Annotated in this window: 20 protein-coding genes; 13 read left to right on the top strand and 7 right to left on the bottom strand. The window is 44.5% G+C overall.

The genetic code is table 11. The annotated features are described in order from the left end of the window. Window positions 1-7: 7 nt before the first annotated feature. The 12 genes from N7U62_RS10950 (at window position 8) to N7U62_RS10895 (ending at window position 10,431) form a co-directional block, all read left to right on the top strand. Window positions 8-259, top strand: coding sequence for a phosphopantetheine-binding protein (locus N7U62_RS10950; RefSeq protein ID WP_264138011.1), 252 nt, complete (start codon window positions 8-10; stop codon window positions 257-259). After that, entirely contained in the window at window positions 259-1,437 is a 1,179-nt protein-coding gene (locus tag N7U62_RS10945) for a beta-ketoacyl-[acyl-carrier-protein] synthase family protein (RefSeq protein WP_264138010.1), read from the top strand. Before N7U62_RS10950 ends, N7U62_RS10945 begins: the two co-directional genes overlap by 1 nt. After that, the gene (locus N7U62_RS10940) at window positions 1,434-2,372 is read left to right on the top strand and encodes a beta-ketoacyl synthase chain length factor (RefSeq protein WP_264138009.1); all 939 of its coding nucleotides are present in this window, start codon (window positions 1,434-1,436) and stop codon (window positions 2,370-2,372) included. Before N7U62_RS10945 ends, N7U62_RS10940 begins: the two co-directional genes overlap by 4 nt. Next, a complete protein-coding gene (locus N7U62_RS10935) occupies window positions 2,365-3,108 on the top strand; it encodes a polysaccharide deacetylase family protein (protein WP_264138008.1) in 744 nt (247 codons plus the stop codon). The genes N7U62_RS10940 and N7U62_RS10935 overlap by 8 nt, the downstream gene beginning before the upstream one ends. A gap of 10 nt (window positions 3,109-3,118) precedes the next feature. Next, window positions 3,119-3,739 (top strand): flexirubin biosynthesis/transport protein LolA2, encoded by a 621-nt coding sequence (lolA2, locus tag N7U62_RS10930; RefSeq protein WP_264138007.1) that lies wholly within the window; start codon window positions 3,119-3,121, stop codon window positions 3,737-3,739. Between the two features lie 8 nt (window positions 3,740-3,747). Continuing rightward, a complete protein-coding gene (locus tag N7U62_RS10925) occupies window positions 3,748-4,128 on the top strand; it encodes an ApeI family dehydratase (protein ID WP_264138006.1) in 381 nt (126 codons plus the stop codon). After that, window positions 4,118-5,269: a DUF2062 domain-containing protein gene (locus tag N7U62_RS10920; RefSeq protein WP_264138005.1), complete on the top strand. Its 1,152-nt coding sequence runs from the start codon at window positions 4,118-4,120 to the stop codon at window positions 5,267-5,269. Before N7U62_RS10925 ends, N7U62_RS10920 begins: the two co-directional genes overlap by 11 nt. A 70-nt stretch (window positions 5,270-5,339) precedes the next feature. Next, window positions 5,340-5,819 (top strand): YchJ family protein, encoded by a 480-nt coding sequence (locus N7U62_RS10915; RefSeq protein ID WP_264138004.1) that lies wholly within the window; start codon window positions 5,340-5,342, stop codon window positions 5,817-5,819. A 39-nt stretch (window positions 5,820-5,858) separates the two neighbouring features. Next, window positions 5,859-8,156, top strand: a complete 2,298-nt coding sequence (locus tag N7U62_RS10910) for a type IA DNA topoisomerase (RefSeq protein WP_264138003.1) — start codon at window positions 5,859-5,861, stop codon at window positions 8,154-8,156. A gap of 194 nt (window positions 8,157-8,350) precedes the next feature. Next, complete coding sequence (locus tag N7U62_RS10905) at window positions 8,351-8,962, top strand: hypothetical protein (protein WP_264138002.1); 612 nt, start codon at window positions 8,351-8,353, stop codon at window positions 8,960-8,962. Then, a complete protein-coding gene (locus N7U62_RS10900) occupies window positions 8,949-9,533 on the top strand; it encodes a hypothetical protein (protein ID WP_264138001.1) in 585 nt (194 codons plus the stop codon). The genes N7U62_RS10905 and N7U62_RS10900 overlap by 14 nt, the downstream gene beginning before the upstream one ends. A 412-nt stretch (window positions 9,534-9,945) precedes the next feature. After that, window positions 9,946-10,431, top strand: a complete 486-nt coding sequence (locus N7U62_RS10895; RefSeq protein WP_264138000.1) for a MepB family protein — start codon at window positions 9,946-9,948, stop codon at window positions 10,429-10,431. Between the two features lie 50 nt (window positions 10,432-10,481). Here the strand turns inward: N7U62_RS10895 and N7U62_RS10890 are convergent, their stop codons facing one another. The 3 genes from N7U62_RS10890 to N7U62_RS10880 all read right to left on the bottom strand — a co-directional run bounded on the left by N7U62_RS10890 (window position 10,482) and on the right by N7U62_RS10880 (window position 12,773). Further along, the gene (locus N7U62_RS10890; RefSeq protein ID WP_264137999.1) at window positions 10,482-10,685 is read right to left on the bottom strand and encodes a hypothetical protein; all 204 of its coding nucleotides are present in this window, start codon (window positions 10,683-10,685) and stop codon (window positions 10,482-10,484) included. Between the two features lie 11 nt (window positions 10,686-10,696). Then, on the bottom strand, window positions 10,697-12,049 hold the full coding sequence (locus N7U62_RS10885) for an ammonium transporter (RefSeq protein ID WP_264137998.1): 1,353 nt from the start codon (window positions 12,047-12,049) through the stop codon (window positions 10,697-10,699). A gap of 202 nt (window positions 12,050-12,251) precedes the next feature. After that, the gene (locus tag N7U62_RS10880) at window positions 12,252-12,773 is read right to left on the bottom strand and encodes an NADPH-dependent FMN reductase (protein WP_264137997.1); all 522 of its coding nucleotides are present in this window, start codon (window positions 12,771-12,773) and stop codon (window positions 12,252-12,254) included. 154 nt (window positions 12,774-12,927) lie between these two features. Here N7U62_RS10880 and N7U62_RS10875 point away from each other — a divergent pair, with 154 nt between their 5' ends. Next, window positions 12,928-13,500, top strand: a complete 573-nt coding sequence (locus N7U62_RS10875; protein ID WP_264137996.1) for a DUF4377 domain-containing protein — start codon at window positions 12,928-12,930, stop codon at window positions 13,498-13,500. A gap of 67 nt (window positions 13,501-13,567) precedes the next feature. Here the strand turns inward: N7U62_RS10875 and N7U62_RS10870 are convergent, their stop codons facing one another. The 4 genes from N7U62_RS10870 to N7U62_RS10855 all read right to left on the bottom strand — a co-directional run bounded on the left by N7U62_RS10870 (window position 13,568) and on the right by N7U62_RS10855 (window position 16,882). Beyond that, entirely contained in the window at window positions 13,568-14,176 is a 609-nt protein-coding gene (locus N7U62_RS10870; protein ID WP_264137995.1) for a PQLLE family protein, read from the bottom strand. Between the two features lie 173 nt (window positions 14,177-14,349). Further along, a complete protein-coding gene (locus tag N7U62_RS10865; protein WP_264137994.1) occupies window positions 14,350-15,171 on the bottom strand; it encodes a M48 family metalloprotease in 822 nt (273 codons plus the stop codon). A 21-nt stretch (window positions 15,172-15,192) separates the two neighbouring features. After that, window positions 15,193-16,287, bottom strand: coding sequence for a BT_3928 family protein (locus N7U62_RS10860; RefSeq protein ID WP_264137993.1), 1,095 nt, complete (start codon window positions 16,285-16,287; stop codon window positions 15,193-15,195). Window positions 16,288-16,333: 46 nt separating this feature from the next. Then, window positions 16,334-16,882 (bottom strand): DUF1599 domain-containing protein, encoded by a 549-nt coding sequence (locus N7U62_RS10855; RefSeq protein ID WP_264137992.1) that lies wholly within the window; start codon window positions 16,880-16,882, stop codon window positions 16,334-16,336. Window positions 16,883-16,949 lie beyond the last annotated feature (67 nt).

The raw sequence follows: 16,949 nt of genomic DNA, 5'->3' as shown, positions 1-16,949 counted from the left end.
GAGCATAATGGAGTTAAAACAAGAATTAAAAGAAAAGCTGATCGAACAGCTAAACCTGGAAGAGGTAACCCCGGCGGACATCAAAGATGATGAGCCATTGTTTGGTGATGGTTTGGGACTTGACTCTATCGACGCGCTAGAGATCATCGTGATTCTGGACAACAACTATGGATTGAAAGTAGGCAATCCAGAAGAGGCAAGAGATATTTTTTATTCAATAGAAACACTAGCCAAATACATCGAGGCAAATAAGAATTGATGGAAGCATTCGTGACCGGTATGGGAGTGGTGACTGCCCTTGGGATAGGCGTAGAAGAAAATCTACGTGCCCTAAAGGCAGCCAAAACAGGTGTGACTCTTTTCAAAACAAACAAAGGGCCTAAGCTGAAAGGAGGACTACTCAAGTCTGACGAGGAGCTGAAGACTTTGCTTGGATTAGATGCAGAGGCGCAGGTGCCACGTACTGGCTTGATCGCGATGCTAGCCTGCAAGGAGGCCATAGCCGAAACGGACCTAGACCAAGATTTGCGAACTGGCTTCATCAATGGAACCACGACCGGAGGCATGGATTTGAGTGAAAGACATTTTCAATCCCTCTACATGCGTCAGGATCCCACTCAAATACGAAACTTATTAACTCATGATCTGGGGACAGTCACTGATATGGTGGCGCAGCTGCTGGGTATCACTCATTACGTGAATACCTTGAGCACGGCCTGTTCTTCGGCAGCCAATGCTATCATGCTTGGCGCTAGAATGATCAAGGCAGGTATGCTGGATCGAGTCGTGGTTGGAGGTACAGATGCATTGACAGATTTTACCGTCGATGGATTTGGGTCACTCATGATCTATGATACGGAGTATTGCAGACCATTTGATGAAAACCGGGTGGGACTGAATCTGGGTGAGGGTGCAGGGTTTCTACTGCTGGAAAATGAAAAAAGTCTGGCAGCTTCAGGGAATAAAAAAATGGGTGTCTGTAAAGGCTGGGCTAATACCAACGATGCCTACCATCAGACCGGCACTTCCCCAGAGGGGAATGGTGCCTATCTGGCGATGCAGGAGTCGCTAAAGCTAGCAGGTCTGCAAGCTGCAGATATCGACTATCTCAATGCCCATGGCACTGCCACGAAAAATAATGACAATTCGGAACTGAGTGCGATTGATCGTGTATTTGGTGATCTGGATCTTTCCTTTAGTTCTACCAAGGCTTATACAGGTCATACATTGGCAGCTGCTGGTGGAGTAGAAGCAGTCTACTCGATCATGAGTATTCAAAATGGTTGTGTGTTTCCTAATCTGCACTGGAAGGATAAAATGACCAGTAGCGAACGAACACCAACTACTGAATGGGAAAACAAAGAAATTAATGCGGTCATGTCTAACTCCTTCGGTTTCGGAGGCAATAGTACTTCTTTGATCTTTACAAAAGCATGAGAAAAGTATTCATCCAATCCGCGGTATCGATCACCTGTCAGCCAAGTTTTCTCAACGAAAATTTATATGAGCTGAAAATTGGGAAGGCCAATGATTTGGCACTTCTAGAACCCAATTACAAGGACTTTATCCCTCCAGCTATGATCAGAAGGGCTTCTAAAATGATGAAAATGTCTTTGGCTTCCAGTCAGGCATGCATGCAGCAGGCTGGAGTGGAAGATTTGGGAGCGATCATCGTAGGTTCTGGATTGGGCTGTTTGATGGATACTGAAAAGTTTTTGAAATCCTCAATTCTTGCCGAGGAGGGGAGTTTGATTCCTCCACTGTCTTTCATCCAATCGGGCCACAACTCAGTCTCTGGTCAGATTGCATTGCAACTGAAGAACCAGCGCTACAATATGACACACGTGCAGAAGGGACTGTCCTTCGAATATGCACTGATGGACGCTATGCTTCGAATCAAAGAAGGTGATCAGGCAGTAATGCTAGGCGGAGTAGACGAAAAAATAGATGTGCTAGACGAGCTGGCTAAAGCGGTAGATTGGCCTGAAGACATGCGAAACGAACTGGCTGAAGGTTGTAGTTTCTTCGTGCTGAAGGATGAGTCCGATGCAGGAATCGAAGTAGCTGATGTAAAGATTGTTTCTACTTCGAAGATTGAAGTAGAGCTGGAGGCCTTGCTACAGGCGCATGACCTGCGTGTCGATGACAGTATTGGTAATTTTGTAGGCTTGAACGAGGTACAAGAAGCAGATCTGGATATCAATCATCAGCTATATACGCAATGGATAGGCCGATACTTTAGTAGTTCGGCATTTGGATTTCACCTTGCCTACGACAAGTTGAAGAATGAGGGGAAAGCAGGTGATTTCTCAGTAGTGATCAACTTGAGCAATGCGCAATATACTGGACTGACCCTTCTCAGACGTGTCTAAATTTCATTGGAGCTTAATCATTTTTTTACTTCTTGAATTAGGACTTTGGATCATGGTGGCCAGAGGAATGAGCTCCTATGCCTCGCCATTCATCTTGATTTTCGTTTATTCCCTGTTTTTGTTCGCCATGTCTATGATGCCAGGGGTCAATTTTTTTGTGAAGGCACAAAATCATGTGGCTAGTGATCGGGTCATGTTGACCTTTGATGATGGGCCGCACCCAGAGCTCACTCCCTTGACTTTAGACATCCTAAAAGAGAAACAAGTCAAGGCCATGTTTTTCCTGATCGGTAAAAATGTAGAGGCTCATCCCGAGTTAGTCAAAAGAATCATCGCAGAAGGACATATGGTAGGTGGGCACACCTATCTGCACGAACCGGCATTTGGATTTAAGTTTGGGTCAGCCCTGGATAAAGATATTATGCGGGCACAAAATCTACTAACTGACTTGAGTGGAAAGGAGGAAGTCTATTTTAGACCTCCATTTGGTGTCACCAACCCGAATGTCGCTCAGGTGATCAAGAAGCGCGGGCTGCAAATGATTGGTTGGTCGCTACGTACCTATGATACAGCTTATGATTTTGATTCTTTGAAGGTGCAAAAGGTGATTACTCAAACGAAACCCGGGGATATCGTGCTGATGCACGAGCGAGTCAAGAGTACTTGTGAGGCTTTGCCAGAGTTGATTGATGGAATTCGAAAAAGAGGTATGGAATTTGGTGTTTTGTCTCAATAACAGAACGAATATGAAAAAGAGGATATACAGCTTGATGCTTGGGTTGGCAATCATTTGCCTGACAGTAGAGGTTGAAGCGCAGGATAGAGTAGAGAAGTTTCTTTCTCGATTGGAAGCTTTCAATGCGAAGACGACATCAATAGTGAGTGATTTTGATCAGGAACAGGAGTTTTCATTTCTAGATGAAACCATGGAAGCTAGTGGTCAATTTTACTTCATGAAACCTGGAGTGATGAAGTGGGATCAAAAGTCACCTGAAGCTTATGCTTTTGTGATCAAAAGTGATGAAGCCTATAAAATGGAAGGTGGAAAGAAAAAGAACATTCCACTCAATAGCCCGCAGATTGCAGGTTTTAAAAGGTTCTTGCTTACTACCATGGATGGTTCGATTTTGCAGAGTGGAGATTTTGATGTGAATATTGGGTTTGCTAATGGAGTAGTGGAGGTAGACCTGCTACCAACGAAGAAGACCATGAAACGCATGTTCGAAAAAGTAAGTCTGAAGTTTGATGAAGAGTCGCTCCTCTTGAAAGAATTGGTTTTCTTTGAGACAGAAACGGATTTTCGACGGATTCAATTTTCGAATCATCAGCTGAATACGCTGACAGATGCAACCGTTTTTACCGAATAATTATCGCCATGAATAAAGAAAATTTTGAAAAGCTAATATCCTTTGGAGAGTTGGTGGAGTCGGAAGGGCAGTATGAGATTGCTCTGACTATCGATTCAGCCCATGAAGTTTTCAAAGGACACTTTCCTCAGCAGCCGGTTTTACCGGGTGTGGTGACTATGGAGATTTTAAGACGAGCCATAGAAAAAGCTACTGGTAAGAAAGTGAAGCTGCAAAAAGCCGCCAATGTGAAGTTTCTCCGAATGATCGATCCTACTGCTACTCCTGAGCTGGTCTTGAGTTTCAACTGTGCAGAATCGGAAGAGGGGCTAAAAGTGAAGGCAAGTCTTAAAGCAAAAGAAGGCGAGGATATCATGTTCAAACAGCAAGCGACCTTCGATGCAGCCTGAGGTAGATACGCTGACATATTGCGTTTTAGTTCCTACCTACAACAATGGTCCGAAGATCCGACCGGTGCTCGAAAAGCTGAGTATGTACACCGATAATGTCATCGTGATCAACGATGGCGCTACGGATGATACGCCTGAGATATTAAAAGAATTTCCTGAGTTCGAAATCTTGACCCATGAGGTGAATCAGGGCAAAGGAGTGGCGTTAAGAAATGGCTTTGATCGAGCGATCGAACTGGGATATGACTATGCCATCACCATAGATTCGGATGGGCAGCACGATCCGGATGATCTACCTAAGTTACTGAAGGCCATTGGCGAGAATCCCGGTGCAGTGATCATGGGATCTAGAAATATGGCTCAGGCAGATGTGCCCAGCAAGAGTAGCTTCGGAAACAAATTCTCTAACTTTTGGTTTTGGGCGGAAACAGGGATCTCCTTACCTGATACCCAGACAGGCTACCGAGCTTACCCTCTAGAGCCAATCAGCAAAAAGAAATGGATCACTTCCAAATTTGAATTTGAGATAGAAGTGATTGTTCGCCTGGCATGGTCCAATGTACAGTTTGTGCCGGTGCCTGTCAGTGTGAAATATGAAGAGGATCGCATCACGCATTTTAGAATGGTGCGGGATTTTGCTAGAATCTCTGTGCTCAATACCTTTTTGGTCTTTTTGGCTTTGATTTTCTTTTTGCCAAGACTGATGATCATGCGCTTTTCGGTCAAGAACTCACGAAAGAAAATCAAAGAAGAGTTTAAGAAACACAAGGACAGTCCCGGCAAGATGGCCTTTTCTGTGGGGTTAGGATTGTTTTTTGGCATCTTTCCGGTTTGGGGTTTTCAGATGTTGGTGGCATTTGGGATTGCCAGTGTTTTCAAGTTGAACCGAATTATCGTGCTGTTCTTTTCCAATATCAGCATTCCCCCCATGGTGCCGATTATCATATTTGTTAGTTTCCTATGTGGAGCCCCCTTTGTCGCTGACCCAGTCAGGTTTGAGGATTTTAAGCACCTCAATATGGATTCGATCTACGAGCAATTGGTTCAATATGTGATTGGTTCAGTTTTGTTTTCTGTCCTCGCAGGAGGTCTTGGAACTTTGATCACCTATTTGATTTTAAAGCCATTTAAGAAGGGCTGATCATTACATAAGATTTCTCTTTCTGCTTTAGGAACATGGGATATCTTTGCGATCCATCAAAAAGGAAACCATGCAAAAATGCCCTTGTTGTTCTGGTAAAAGCTATGAAGAATGCTGTGAGTCTGTGATTGCGGAGCAGTCTGCGCCTACTGCGTTGGCTCTAATGAGATCGCGATATAGCGCCTATACATGCGTCGATGGCGAATACCTGATGGCTACCACTCACAGTCGCACGCGAAGCAAATACAACAAGGAGGACCTGGAGAACTGGGGGCGAGAGAATCAATGGACCCAGCTTGAGATCGTGAGTGTGGAGCATGGTCGCATCAACGATGACCGAGGGATCGTGGAGTTCAAGGCTTATTTTGAGGATGTGAAAGGTCAGAAGCATATTCATCACGAGCGATCTAATTTCATCAAAGAAAACGGAAAATGGTACTATGTCGATGGGCAGATCAATCCACAGGAGGTGCCATTGGTAAAGAAGGTTTCGCGCAACGATCCCTGTCCCTGTGGAAGTGGAAAAAAGTATAAGAAATGTTGTGGATGATCGGTTGATTTTATTCATTCGTAAATTGCCTGATTGCCTATGAAAGTTTGTATTGCAGAGAAACCCAGTGTAGCCAAGGAGATCGCCCAGGTCATCGGTGCGACGGATCGAAAGGATGGCTACTATGAGGGCAATGGCTATCAGGTGACCTGGACATTTGGGCATTTTTGCACGCTTTACCCTCCCGAAGATTACAAGCCTCACTGGAAATACTGGGACTTCAATACCCTACCTATGCTGCCGGAGCGATTCGAGACGAAGGTGATGGACGATGCGGGTGTGCAAAAGCAATATGCCATCATAGAAAAGCTCTTTGAGAATGCCTCGCTGGTGATCAACTGCGGGGATGCCGGGCAAGAGGGAGAACTAATCCAACGATGGGTCTTGAAACAAGCCAACTATCAAGGTGAAGTCAAGCGGCTTTGGATATCTTCACTGACTACCGAGGCGATCAAGGCAGGTTTTGATTCCCTAAAACCTGCAGAAGAATTTGATAATCTGTACTATGCCGGTAGCTCGCGGGCGATTGGTGACTGGTTGCTCGGGATGAACGCGACGCGGCTCTATACGCTGAAGTACGGCGCATCTAAGCAAGTGCTGTCCATCGGTCGGGTGCAGACGCCAACCTTAGCCATGCTGGTCAATCGCCATTTGGAGATCGTCAACTTCCAACCTCAGCCCTATTGGGAATTGCAGACGATCTATCGGGATACCAAATTCAATAGTTCGGAAGGAAAATTCTTGAAGAAGGAGGATGGCGAAAAGCTTCTGAATCAGGTGTTAGACAAAGATCTGCTGATCACTGATGTCCAGAAAAAGGAGGGAAAGGAATATGCGCCCAAGCTCTTTGACCTGACGGCTCTACAGGTGCATTGCAACAATAAATTTGGCTTCACGGCAGAGTCCACGCTCAAGTTGGTGCAGGGGCTGTACGAACGAAAAGTAGTGACCTATCCTCGTGTGGATACGACTTTCCTCCCTAATGATATGTATCCCAAAGTACCGGGTATTCTCAAGGGCATGGGGACCTATTCAAAATATACAGTGAGTATACTGGCAGGTAAAATTCCAAAATCCAAAAAGGTCTTTAATGACAACAAGGTGACGGATCACCATGCTATCATCCCTACAGGTGAGGAGCAGCACCTCAGTCCAGACGAGCAGCGTGTGTATGACGCCATTGCCAGACGGTTTTTGGCGGTTTTCTATCCCGACTGTGAAGTGGCCAAGACGCAAGTCAGTGCAGAAGTAGAGGGGGTAAAGTTTCATGCGAATGGAAAGGAAATACTGAAAGAAGGTTGGCGTGTGCTTTTCCCAAAGGAGAAGAAGAAAAAGGACGATGAGGAAAATAAAGAGGAGGAAGAAAGCATTCTGCCTTCATTTGAGATAGGGGAGCAGGGGCCGCACGAGCCGTCCTTTACGGAGAAAACAACCAAGCCACCCAAGAACTACACCGAGGCGACCCTACTGCGTGCCATGGAGACTGCTGGCAAGAATGTGGAGGACGAAGAGCTGCGCGATTTGATGAAAGCGAATGGTATCGGTCGTCCTTCTACTCGTGCGAACATCATCGAGACTTTGTTCAAGCGCAAGTATGCAGTCCGTCAAAAAAAGAATATCATACCCACAGACATGGGGATTCAGTTGATCGGTACGATCGAAAATCAACTGCTGAAATCAGCCGAGCTTACCGGACACTGGGAGAAGAAACTCAAGGAGATCGAAGATGGCGAATTTGGTGCTGGGCAGTTCATTCACAACATGAAAAAGATGGTGGATGATCTGGTGTATGAGGTGCGCAGTGAGACGGGCAAGCCCAGACTATCCTTGGGAGGTGCTCCTAAGCCTAAAAAAGCAGCGGCAACAAGCAAAACTCTGATCGGTCATGCCTGTCCCAAATGTCAAAAGGGCCGAATCCTCAAAGGCAAGGAGTTTTATGGCTGTAGCGACTGGAAGGCAGGATGTGATTTTCGTATGCCTTTTGTGATCCTGGAGAAGAAGCTGACCGAAAAGCAGTTGCTGCGACTGGTCGAGAAAGGAGCGACTACCAAGATCAAAGGCTTCATGATCAATGGTGAGAAAGGGGAGGGAATCGTCAAATTGAACGGCGATTGTGTCGTGGAGTTTGAGAGTAAATCCAAGCCGAAGAAGAAAGCCTCTGATATGCCGAATTGCCCCAAATGCAAAGAGGGCGAGTTGATCCGTGGCAAGACGGCCTATGGCTGTTCGCGCTGGAAGGAAGGCTGTGATTTCAAGTTTCCCTTCGATCAGATCAAGGCCCAGGCCAATGGCCAGAAGCTGACCAAGGAATTGGTTTTGGAGATCATATCGAGGTGAACCCACCCCTATGTCCCCTCCGAGGAGGGGATTACTGCGGATTGGATTTGCTGCATGGATTTTAAGCTGCAAATGTATCTGCTCAATCCTTCCCTCGGGAAGGTGCCGAAGGCGGAAGGGGTAAATTAGATTTAAAGAATTGAAGGTTTTCTTTATCTTGAAGTCAGCATATAGATTGATGTAATACTAGCCTAATGAATATTTTTTTAGAGAAGTTTAAGAACAAGTCAAACGCAGAACTACAGCAAATTCTTGATAACTCAGGACAATATTCTGATCAAGCCTTAGAGGCAGCACGCGAATTGCTTGGTAATGAGGCGCGAGAACCCAAACAATCAGTAGATACTGCAGTGAGCAAGCTAATATTTCCTACTGATGAAGACGAATTGCCCCAGCTGAGATATGTTGGGTATGCATGTTTGGCTGTTGGATTGTTTACCTTGACATCCAATTGGGTAGTTGGGTTGGTAGTTATAGTGGTTTCCCTCTCATTGATTCTTGTTTTTCGGCCGGTTCAAAGAAAACTTGATATCAGAAAAAGAACAGTAAGTAACATGTCTACCTTCTCTAAGGAAGTTGAAAGTTTTGATAGGGTTGAGAAATTAGAATTAAGTTCGACTCAAGTCAGTCAAAGGGTTAGCTCCAGGGGTTCATCGAGTGTCATAAGGTATGAACTTTACCGCGCATTTCTCATCTCGGGTGGTCAAAGAATATTACTAGGAGAATCCAAAAAGAGGGAAGAGCTTTTAACAAAACTGAATCAATTAGCCGTAATTGAAAAAGTGGAAGTGAATGAAGAAAAATAAATATTTATCGGTCAAAGTGATTCATCTCTTAATTCTTCTCTTATCCTTAGGTCGGTATTATGTCTCGGCTCAATTGAATCTGGATAGTCTTTTTCTGTCTTCAGACTCTCTGGTTTTTCTTCACAAGGGATTTTTTGAAGAGGAGTTGCCGAATGAGGGGATAGGGCCGGTATTCTGCTATGAATCCAATATGTATTTTTTTACAGAATCCAGAGAGCAGATCAATGGAGCCTTTGCTACTTTGAATTTTAGGCCTTCTGATGATGTGCTCTTTTGTGGTTATGACTTTGATATTCTTGGGTATAATCAGGGACGAGAGGTGTTTGATTTAAACTATAACTCAGAATGTAATTTCGCGAGTATAGGGATAGAACACTATTGGACAGATAGCTTAGATATGCAAAACTTGCTTCGAGATTTCATTCGTTTCAAAGCATTGAATTGTGAGTTTAGATCACAATTGATTGCTGACTGCTACACCGAATCGCTAATGCAAGATGAAAGTCTATTACTACTGCGACTGGAAAGAAAGCGTGAACTAGAGCTAAGGTATTGGCTGATGTTGAAGTGAACCTACTTCCACAACTCTAATCTTCCCTATATGCTCTGAAGAGGCGAAACCACAACTGAAGCACTCTTGACACCCCCTAGCAACCCCGCCGCAAATGGCAGCAACGGATTACATGTTCTAGCAAGGCCGCTGCAATTTGTGGCGAAGGATTTCATGCCGTAGCAAGGGCCCTACAAATTGCACGGGCCGATTTATCATAGCAGGCTTCCTGCAATTTGCAGGAGACTTGCTACATCCTAAATTGCTTCCTGCAATCTGCGTGAAGCTTGCTACACCATGCGATGGCTTGCTGCCGATTTTTTTCATTTGCCATCGCTTATAGAAATACCGCTAATATTGAGCGAAGAAATGATGCTGTCTAATGTTGCGATGATTCAATGGCTAGTAGATATCAACAGATTAAATACGAGTAATGAATGAAGACCTGGGTTTAATAAAAGAGAAAGTCTACGCCCCACTGCGGATGGAGGTGACAAACTATCAGGCAGAGACCGAAAGTCAGGACTATGAGGCTTGCCGTTATCAGCTGAATGGTAAGAAGATCATTAGCCGAAGTGCAAAGGAGACACCTAAGAAGCCAGGTCAGTTTGTGACCTTTTGGAAGCGTCCTGCTCCTGGGCCGATCGAGCCATTCCACGAAGCGGATGACTTTGACTATTATATCATAACCGTTCGGTCTGGAGATCGATTGGGGCAGTTTGTTTTTCCTAAGTCGGTGTTGATCGCTAAAGGTCTGGTGTCGACCCCTCGCAGGGAGGGCAAACGTGGATTTAGAGTCTATCCCGTATGGGATACAGCGACCAATCCTCAGGCCATAGGCACCCAGCGCTGGCAACTGAACTATTTCTTCGAAATGGGAGAGGACTTGAGTAGGGTGAGGGAGTTGTTTAAGGCCTGAGTAAAAAAAATCCAGCACCCGAGATGGATGCTGGATCACTTATTTATTCATTACGCCTGTTGGCTCATTACATGCTGATTGATGTCCTTGATCGCTCTCAGGGTAGGTATTGGGTTCCCCTCGACATCCAGAAATTTCACTTTCTTTTCTGAGATCAGGTGTACCCGATCCAGAGGTCTGATTTCCCGATATTTTTCAACGCTGATCAAGTTGTATCCGGTTTTTACTTTTATTGATATTTGGTGTACGGTCATAATACTTTGTCTTATTTCATTAACTCTAACAATTCGGCTTCTGACATGCCGATTTCCTCTTCTTCCTCTGCGGCTACTTCTCCGCCTATGATGATGCCTGTTTTTTCCTCTTCAGGAGAAACACGCAGTCCGACTGTTTTTTCCAAAACAGAGAACATCACATAAGAAACAATCGTGGTGAAGCCAAAGGCTACCCCACACCCAAGGAGTTGGATGCCAAACTGGGTCAATCGGGAAGTCTCAGGAGAGAGCTGCCCAAACAACGCGACACAGAGTGTGCCCCATACCCCACAAAAACCGTGGACAGGGATGGCACCTACTGGATCGTCCAGTTTGCATTTGTATAGAATTAAATCATAAGCATAGTTATGAATGAGTCCGGCAGTTAGCCCTACTGCCAGAGCACCGAGGTGACTGACCATCGAGCAACATGCCGTGATGGCGACTAGCCCTCCGATGATCCCACCCAAAAATTTAGGGTAGAGGTCTTCGCGTTTCTGAAACCAATAGCAGTGGAAAAAGGCCACAAGACCTGCCGCTGCTCCTGCTATGTTGGTGTTGAGGATGATCTCACCTACTGCACCGTCTAGAGCGAGTTGGCTACCGCCATTGAATCCCCACCAACCCAGCCATAGGATCAAAAGTCCCATTACGCTATAGGCATAGCTTGATGCTTTGAAAGCAACGGGGTTTCCATTTTCATCGAATCTGCCCAGTCTGGGGCCGATTTTCCAAATCCCTACCAGAGCCACCCAGGCACCGATAGAGTGTACCACCGTCGATCCGGCAAAATCGATGAATCCCAAATCTGCCAACCAGGCCGGATTGTCAGCATAAAACAAGTTGCCCCATGCCCAATGTCCAAACACCGGATAGATCAATAGTGCCACCAATGCTGAAGCAGTCATGTAGGGGATGAATCCCGTACGCTCCGACATGGCACCAGATACGATCGTCAATGCCGTAGTGGCAAAGGCAATCTGGAATAGGAAAAAGATCGATCCCAGTGGCGAGCCATCAGGGTTGTCCTGAATCCCCATCCCAAAGAATAGATCCGTACCGATGATGCCATACGATGACTTACCAAACATGACACCAAAGCCCAGAAAAAGGAAGATCAAACTTCCGATGATCCAGTCGATGATGTTTTTGATTGCCACGGCATTTCCATGTTCATGCCTGACCATCCCCACTTCAAATGCCTTGAATCCCGCCTGCATAAAAAATACCAATGCTGCGGATAACAATACCCAGACGTGATCGATGTTGATAGGAAATGAAAATGTGGGGTCGGGTGTGTCTGCTGCTACGCTCACAGTTGCCCACCCAAGCAACAGTGTCGTTACTACAATTTTTCTCTTCATTGTCAATAATATTCGTGAGTTACTACTTAGTTCACTGCGAATATTAGGATTAAATCGGTGTGTGCGAAAAAGAGAAATACTTATTCGCTGTTTCCTGATATAAGACAGAAATCAACGTGACAGTTGGTCAAAACTAACCGTGTCATTGCAACAGTTTTCGATACTAACAACTGTTAGGAAAGCGATTGTGATAATCCAGTTGCTAGAACTCCAGCAACTGCTCCACTTGTTCCTCGAGCAAGCCGTGATAGAGCTCTGAGAGTTTGTTTTCCGAGAGGTTCTTTTCGATGTGGTAGAGTTTGGGCTTTTGGGCCAGGACATGCATGCCACAGTAGTTGAAGATGTCTGTCAGGTGAGACAGGGCCAGACCTGCTCCCTGGATGCCAGAGGATAGACCTACCAGTGCCGCCTTTTTGTTTCGAAAGGCATGAGGATATTGCATCCCATCGATGAAGGCTTTGAGCACCCCAGGAAAGGAGCCATTGTACTCAGGTACCACAAAAACCATTTTCTTGGAATCTTTGATCTGCTGACGGTAGGGATTGAAGTCTTTGTTCTTTCCTGAATTTTCGTACAGGGCGGTTTCTATGAAGTCATGCGGCAGGTCTTCCAAATTCAATATCTCAGCTTCTTCTCCTTTTTCTCTTAGGATGCTCTGATAGATGTGAGCAATTTTGAGCGAAACTGCATTTTTTCTGTTGGTGCCGCTGATGATTGTGATCATAGATGTAATTCCTTTTGCCGCAAATAAACAAAGCTTTGCCTTTCGATTCCAAACCCTGTCATGATTCTTAGCTATTGCACCATTGTTTTTATCGATACCTGTCCAACTTTTCTGCAAGCATGGGTGTCTTAGCGTTGAACAAATGGAATAAATCATGAAAAGACTTCAACTGCTTTGGATTGCGCTGCCCTTGATATTTGCCTCGTGCGAGGAGGAAAATTTTCTCAGAGAAGAACAAGTGCGCATAGATCACTATCAAACCGTGGCTTCTGGAGAGGGCTTACAGTTGGTCTATAGGGTGCAGATAGATGAGCAGATAGGAAGTGACAACTGGAGCTATCGATACGACCCGATAGAAGGCCTTGATTATGAATGGGGCTATGTCTATGATGTAAAAGTGGAGGTGATCAAAGTAAATGACCCTCCAGCTGACGGTTCGAGCAGACGCTATAAATTGAAGGAATTGATTTCTAAAACACCGGTAGAATCCAATGTGTCATTTGAAATTGGGCTGAAGAATGTTGATTATTCATCTGAGAGCTTTGTTCAATTACATATTGAGGAGGGGTATCAACTTCTGTCTGAGGTGCCTATTGCCTGTGATGCTGAGGTGTGTAATGAGCTGTATCCTACATTGGAGTCTGAATCTTATGTTCAGGGCAAATTTCATCATGTAGGAGATGGTAGTATCTATCTGGATCAAATTATCGTGTCCGCTATGAAATGATATAAAGAAATGGACCTAATAAAGCGATTAGGTCCATCCTTACTATTATGAAAGACATTACTATTGACTATTCTGCATATACTTCCATCCCCAGGGCTTTTAGTTGATGGGGATTTTGTTTTAGGGCCTCACGTGCAGTTTCGATAAACTCAGTCATCCAATCTTGCAATTCGTCTATGGCGATATCTCGATCTTCAGATTCGTCTTGCATGGTTTCTGATTTGAACTTGTTTTCCAAATTACCGATTTCGCTTAGTATCTGTATGAGTTGATCCTGTCTCACCCCAAATCGAAACATCGAAAGGATGTACTTCTTGTCATTGAGTAGGGTGGTGTAGAAAGTCATGGCTTGTTTTAGCCAGGCTTTTTTGCTTTGCTTTCTCGCTCCATTGAGGCCTAGCTTGGCCCATGCGTTTTCATCAGTGATGAATATCATCCGGGCGAGCTTGGTATGACGGAGAAATAAATTGCGTAGGTGAGTCAGTTTGAGTTCTTCCTGAGTTTCTTTTACCTCACTGTTGAGTTTTTGGGCTTTTTCTATCAGTTTTTGCCCTTTAATGAGAGAGTCTTTTTGCAAACCAAAAGAAGTGAGTGCTTCAGTGATTTGAGGATTGTGCATGGCATTGATGACTGCCATCTCGCTAGTGGTCAGGAGATTGTTAATAGAGTGGTTCATAATTGGGTTATTAGTTTAGGTTAAAAACTAATTTCCTCGAATCTCCAACCTGTCCATCTGACAGGTTAATTACTGCTGCGTTATGAATCTACTCTATCTTTTTGATAGATCAAAGAAAATACGATTGTAATTAACTGAGATGTCCCAGTTAATTACATGTGATTTCTTGTTTGTTATTGGAATAGTGCCTGGAATTCGGCGTAAGTCATATTGTTGACATTGTCTGGACTCAAGCTAGTGCTACAACCTAGTTCACTTGCCTCGGCATTGATGTCGGCTATTCTATTTTCTGGAGAGGGGTGCGTACTCAAAAATTCCTCTAAACCTGAAGTAGTTCCCTGACCATCAGCTTCTAGTTTTTCGAAGAAAGAAGCAGCTCCATTGCAAGCGAATTCGGTGCCCGACAAATAAAGAACAGATTTATCATCTGATTCAGCCTCAAACTTCTTAGAGAACTGAAGTGCGCTTACGTTTCCTGCTAAATCAGCTGCTATTTGCTCTAATGTACCAGCATTGTCACCAAGTAAGATGGCCAAAAGCGTGCTGATCCCATATTGGTTTTGCATCTGACGGCTGGTATGTCTTAGGTCTGCATGAGCGATTTCGTGTCCCATCACACCTGCCAGGTCATCCACATTGTCCAGATATTTAATCAAACCGGTGTAGACATAGATATAACCACCCGGTGTACAAAAGGCATTCAAGACATCGTCCTCGATGATGTGCACTTCCCAGGCAAACTCGCTGCGATACTGAACCTCACCTGAATTCAGGATCTCATCCGTCATGGCCTGAATATAGGCGTAGGCCTGCTCGTTTCCAGCTTCTGGAAGCAAAGGGTAGTTGGCAGGATCAGAAGCGATTTCTGCAGCCACTTGAGCTCCAAGGGCTATATCATCCTGTACAGAAAAGAGTGAAATGTTATTGTTCTTGTCACAAGCTCCTAGGCCAATGAACAAAAGGGAAAATAGGGTGAGGGTAGCAGCTCTTTTCATCTTGATATACGTTTTAGGGTTTTATAACTTTAACAAATCTAACACTTCGCTGTAATTCGGCACATCATTGTAATGCCATTTTCCTTTGACAGTACCGTCTTGTAGCAACCAAAGTCCTGGATTTGACCTTGTGATCGTCTTTAAAACTGTCGCGTCTGTGTAGTAATAGGGAATCTCCAATTGGTTTTCTGCCGCAAACTGCTCATAAGTGGGGCCTGCAGATGCAGTGAGTGAATAGATCTCTAATTTTCCTCCCAGTGCCCGAATCAATTCATTGATGGCTCCCAGGCTTTCTGTATCGGATTTGCTCACATCGTACAATATCAAAAATAGTTTGTTGCCTGTTAGCACTTCCTGCGTATAGTCCCCCTCATCGTTCCATACGGCAAAGTCAGTAATCTTGGGACTCGCCTCTGGGTTGATGTGTGTCATAGAGACAAATTTGAATGACTTGTCGGTAGGATATTCATTGAAGGTGTATTCTTTCCCATCTTTTTCCACCACATATTCATAGATGAATTCTTCAGAGGGCTGCATATTCGTTTGGATGTTGTCGCCCACTTTGTAAGCGCGGAAGTCGATGAAAGGTAAATGATTGATGGCGGTGACCGAAAGGATCAAACTCAAAACGGAAGTCGCTCCGATTACTGCATGGCCCAGTGCTTTGGTCTGGTCTTCCTTGTTCTTGTCGATGATAATGATCGCTACGATCATCACTAATAGGATAATGTCCTTGGTGAAAGACTCCCATGGAGTCAGTTTGATGGCATCTCCAAAGCAACCACAGTCAGTAACTGTATTGGTGATGGCCGAATAGCCAGTTAGGAATGTGAAAAATACAATCAAGCCCAAAATGGTGTATTGTGTCCATTTGGGTTTGTAATCCATGATTAGCGCCACTCCTAATACGACCTCTAGTACCACTAAAAATACTGCCAGTGGCAGGGCTATAGGTACGAACAAATGAAAGAAAGAAGCAAACTCCACAGAGAATACCTCGAAGTATTCTTCCAGTTTGATGGAGGTACCTATTGGGTCATTGACCTTGATCAGTCCTGAGAAGATGAATAAGCCTCCGACTAAAACTCTTAAAACGGTATTGAGATGTTTGAGCATTTTCTTTGTGGTTTAAAATCCTAATTACGCCTTTCCAGTCTTCAGGTTATGATTGGGTAAAGCCCATAAGGATGAGGCAAAATACAGAATAATTGATCATGTCCTGATAGTTGGCATCTACGCCTTCAGAGATTAGGGTCTTGCCCTGATTGTCTTCGATCTGTTTAGTCCGTAGTATTTTCATCAAAATGATGTCGGTCATGGACGAAACTCTCATGTCGCGCCAAGCTTCGCCATAGTCATGATTCTTGTTCATCAGCAGCTCCATGGTATCGTGGGCGATTTTGTCATAGAGGGGTTCCAACTCGCTGTAAGGGATTTCTAGCTTGGTTTCATCTTTCCAATCCAATTGGATGATGGCCATGATGCAGTAGTTGATGATGGCTATGAATTCACCGCTGATGTCTTCTTCTACTTTTTGAGATCCCTTTTCCTGAATAGATCGAATCCTTTTGGCTTTGATAAAAATCTGGTCGGTAAGAGAAGAAGCCCTCAATATTCGCCAGGCAGTGCCATAGTCCTTGGTTTTCTTTTCGAAAATATCTTTACAAGCCTTAATAACTTCTCTATATTCGCTTACAGTTTTTTCTTCCAATGATTTGCTGTTTTCATCCGTGTTGAGCGGCTAAAATTAATCAATTTGATTGCAACACCTACTCCAA

It is taken from the genome of Reichenbachiella ulvae, from assembly GCF_025833875.1.
In the GTDB taxonomy this organism is placed as follows: domain Bacteria; phylum Bacteroidota; class Bacteroidia; order Cytophagales; family Cyclobacteriaceae; genus Reichenbachiella; species Reichenbachiella ulvae.
This window is presented reverse-complemented; position numbering and strand designations above follow the sequence as displayed.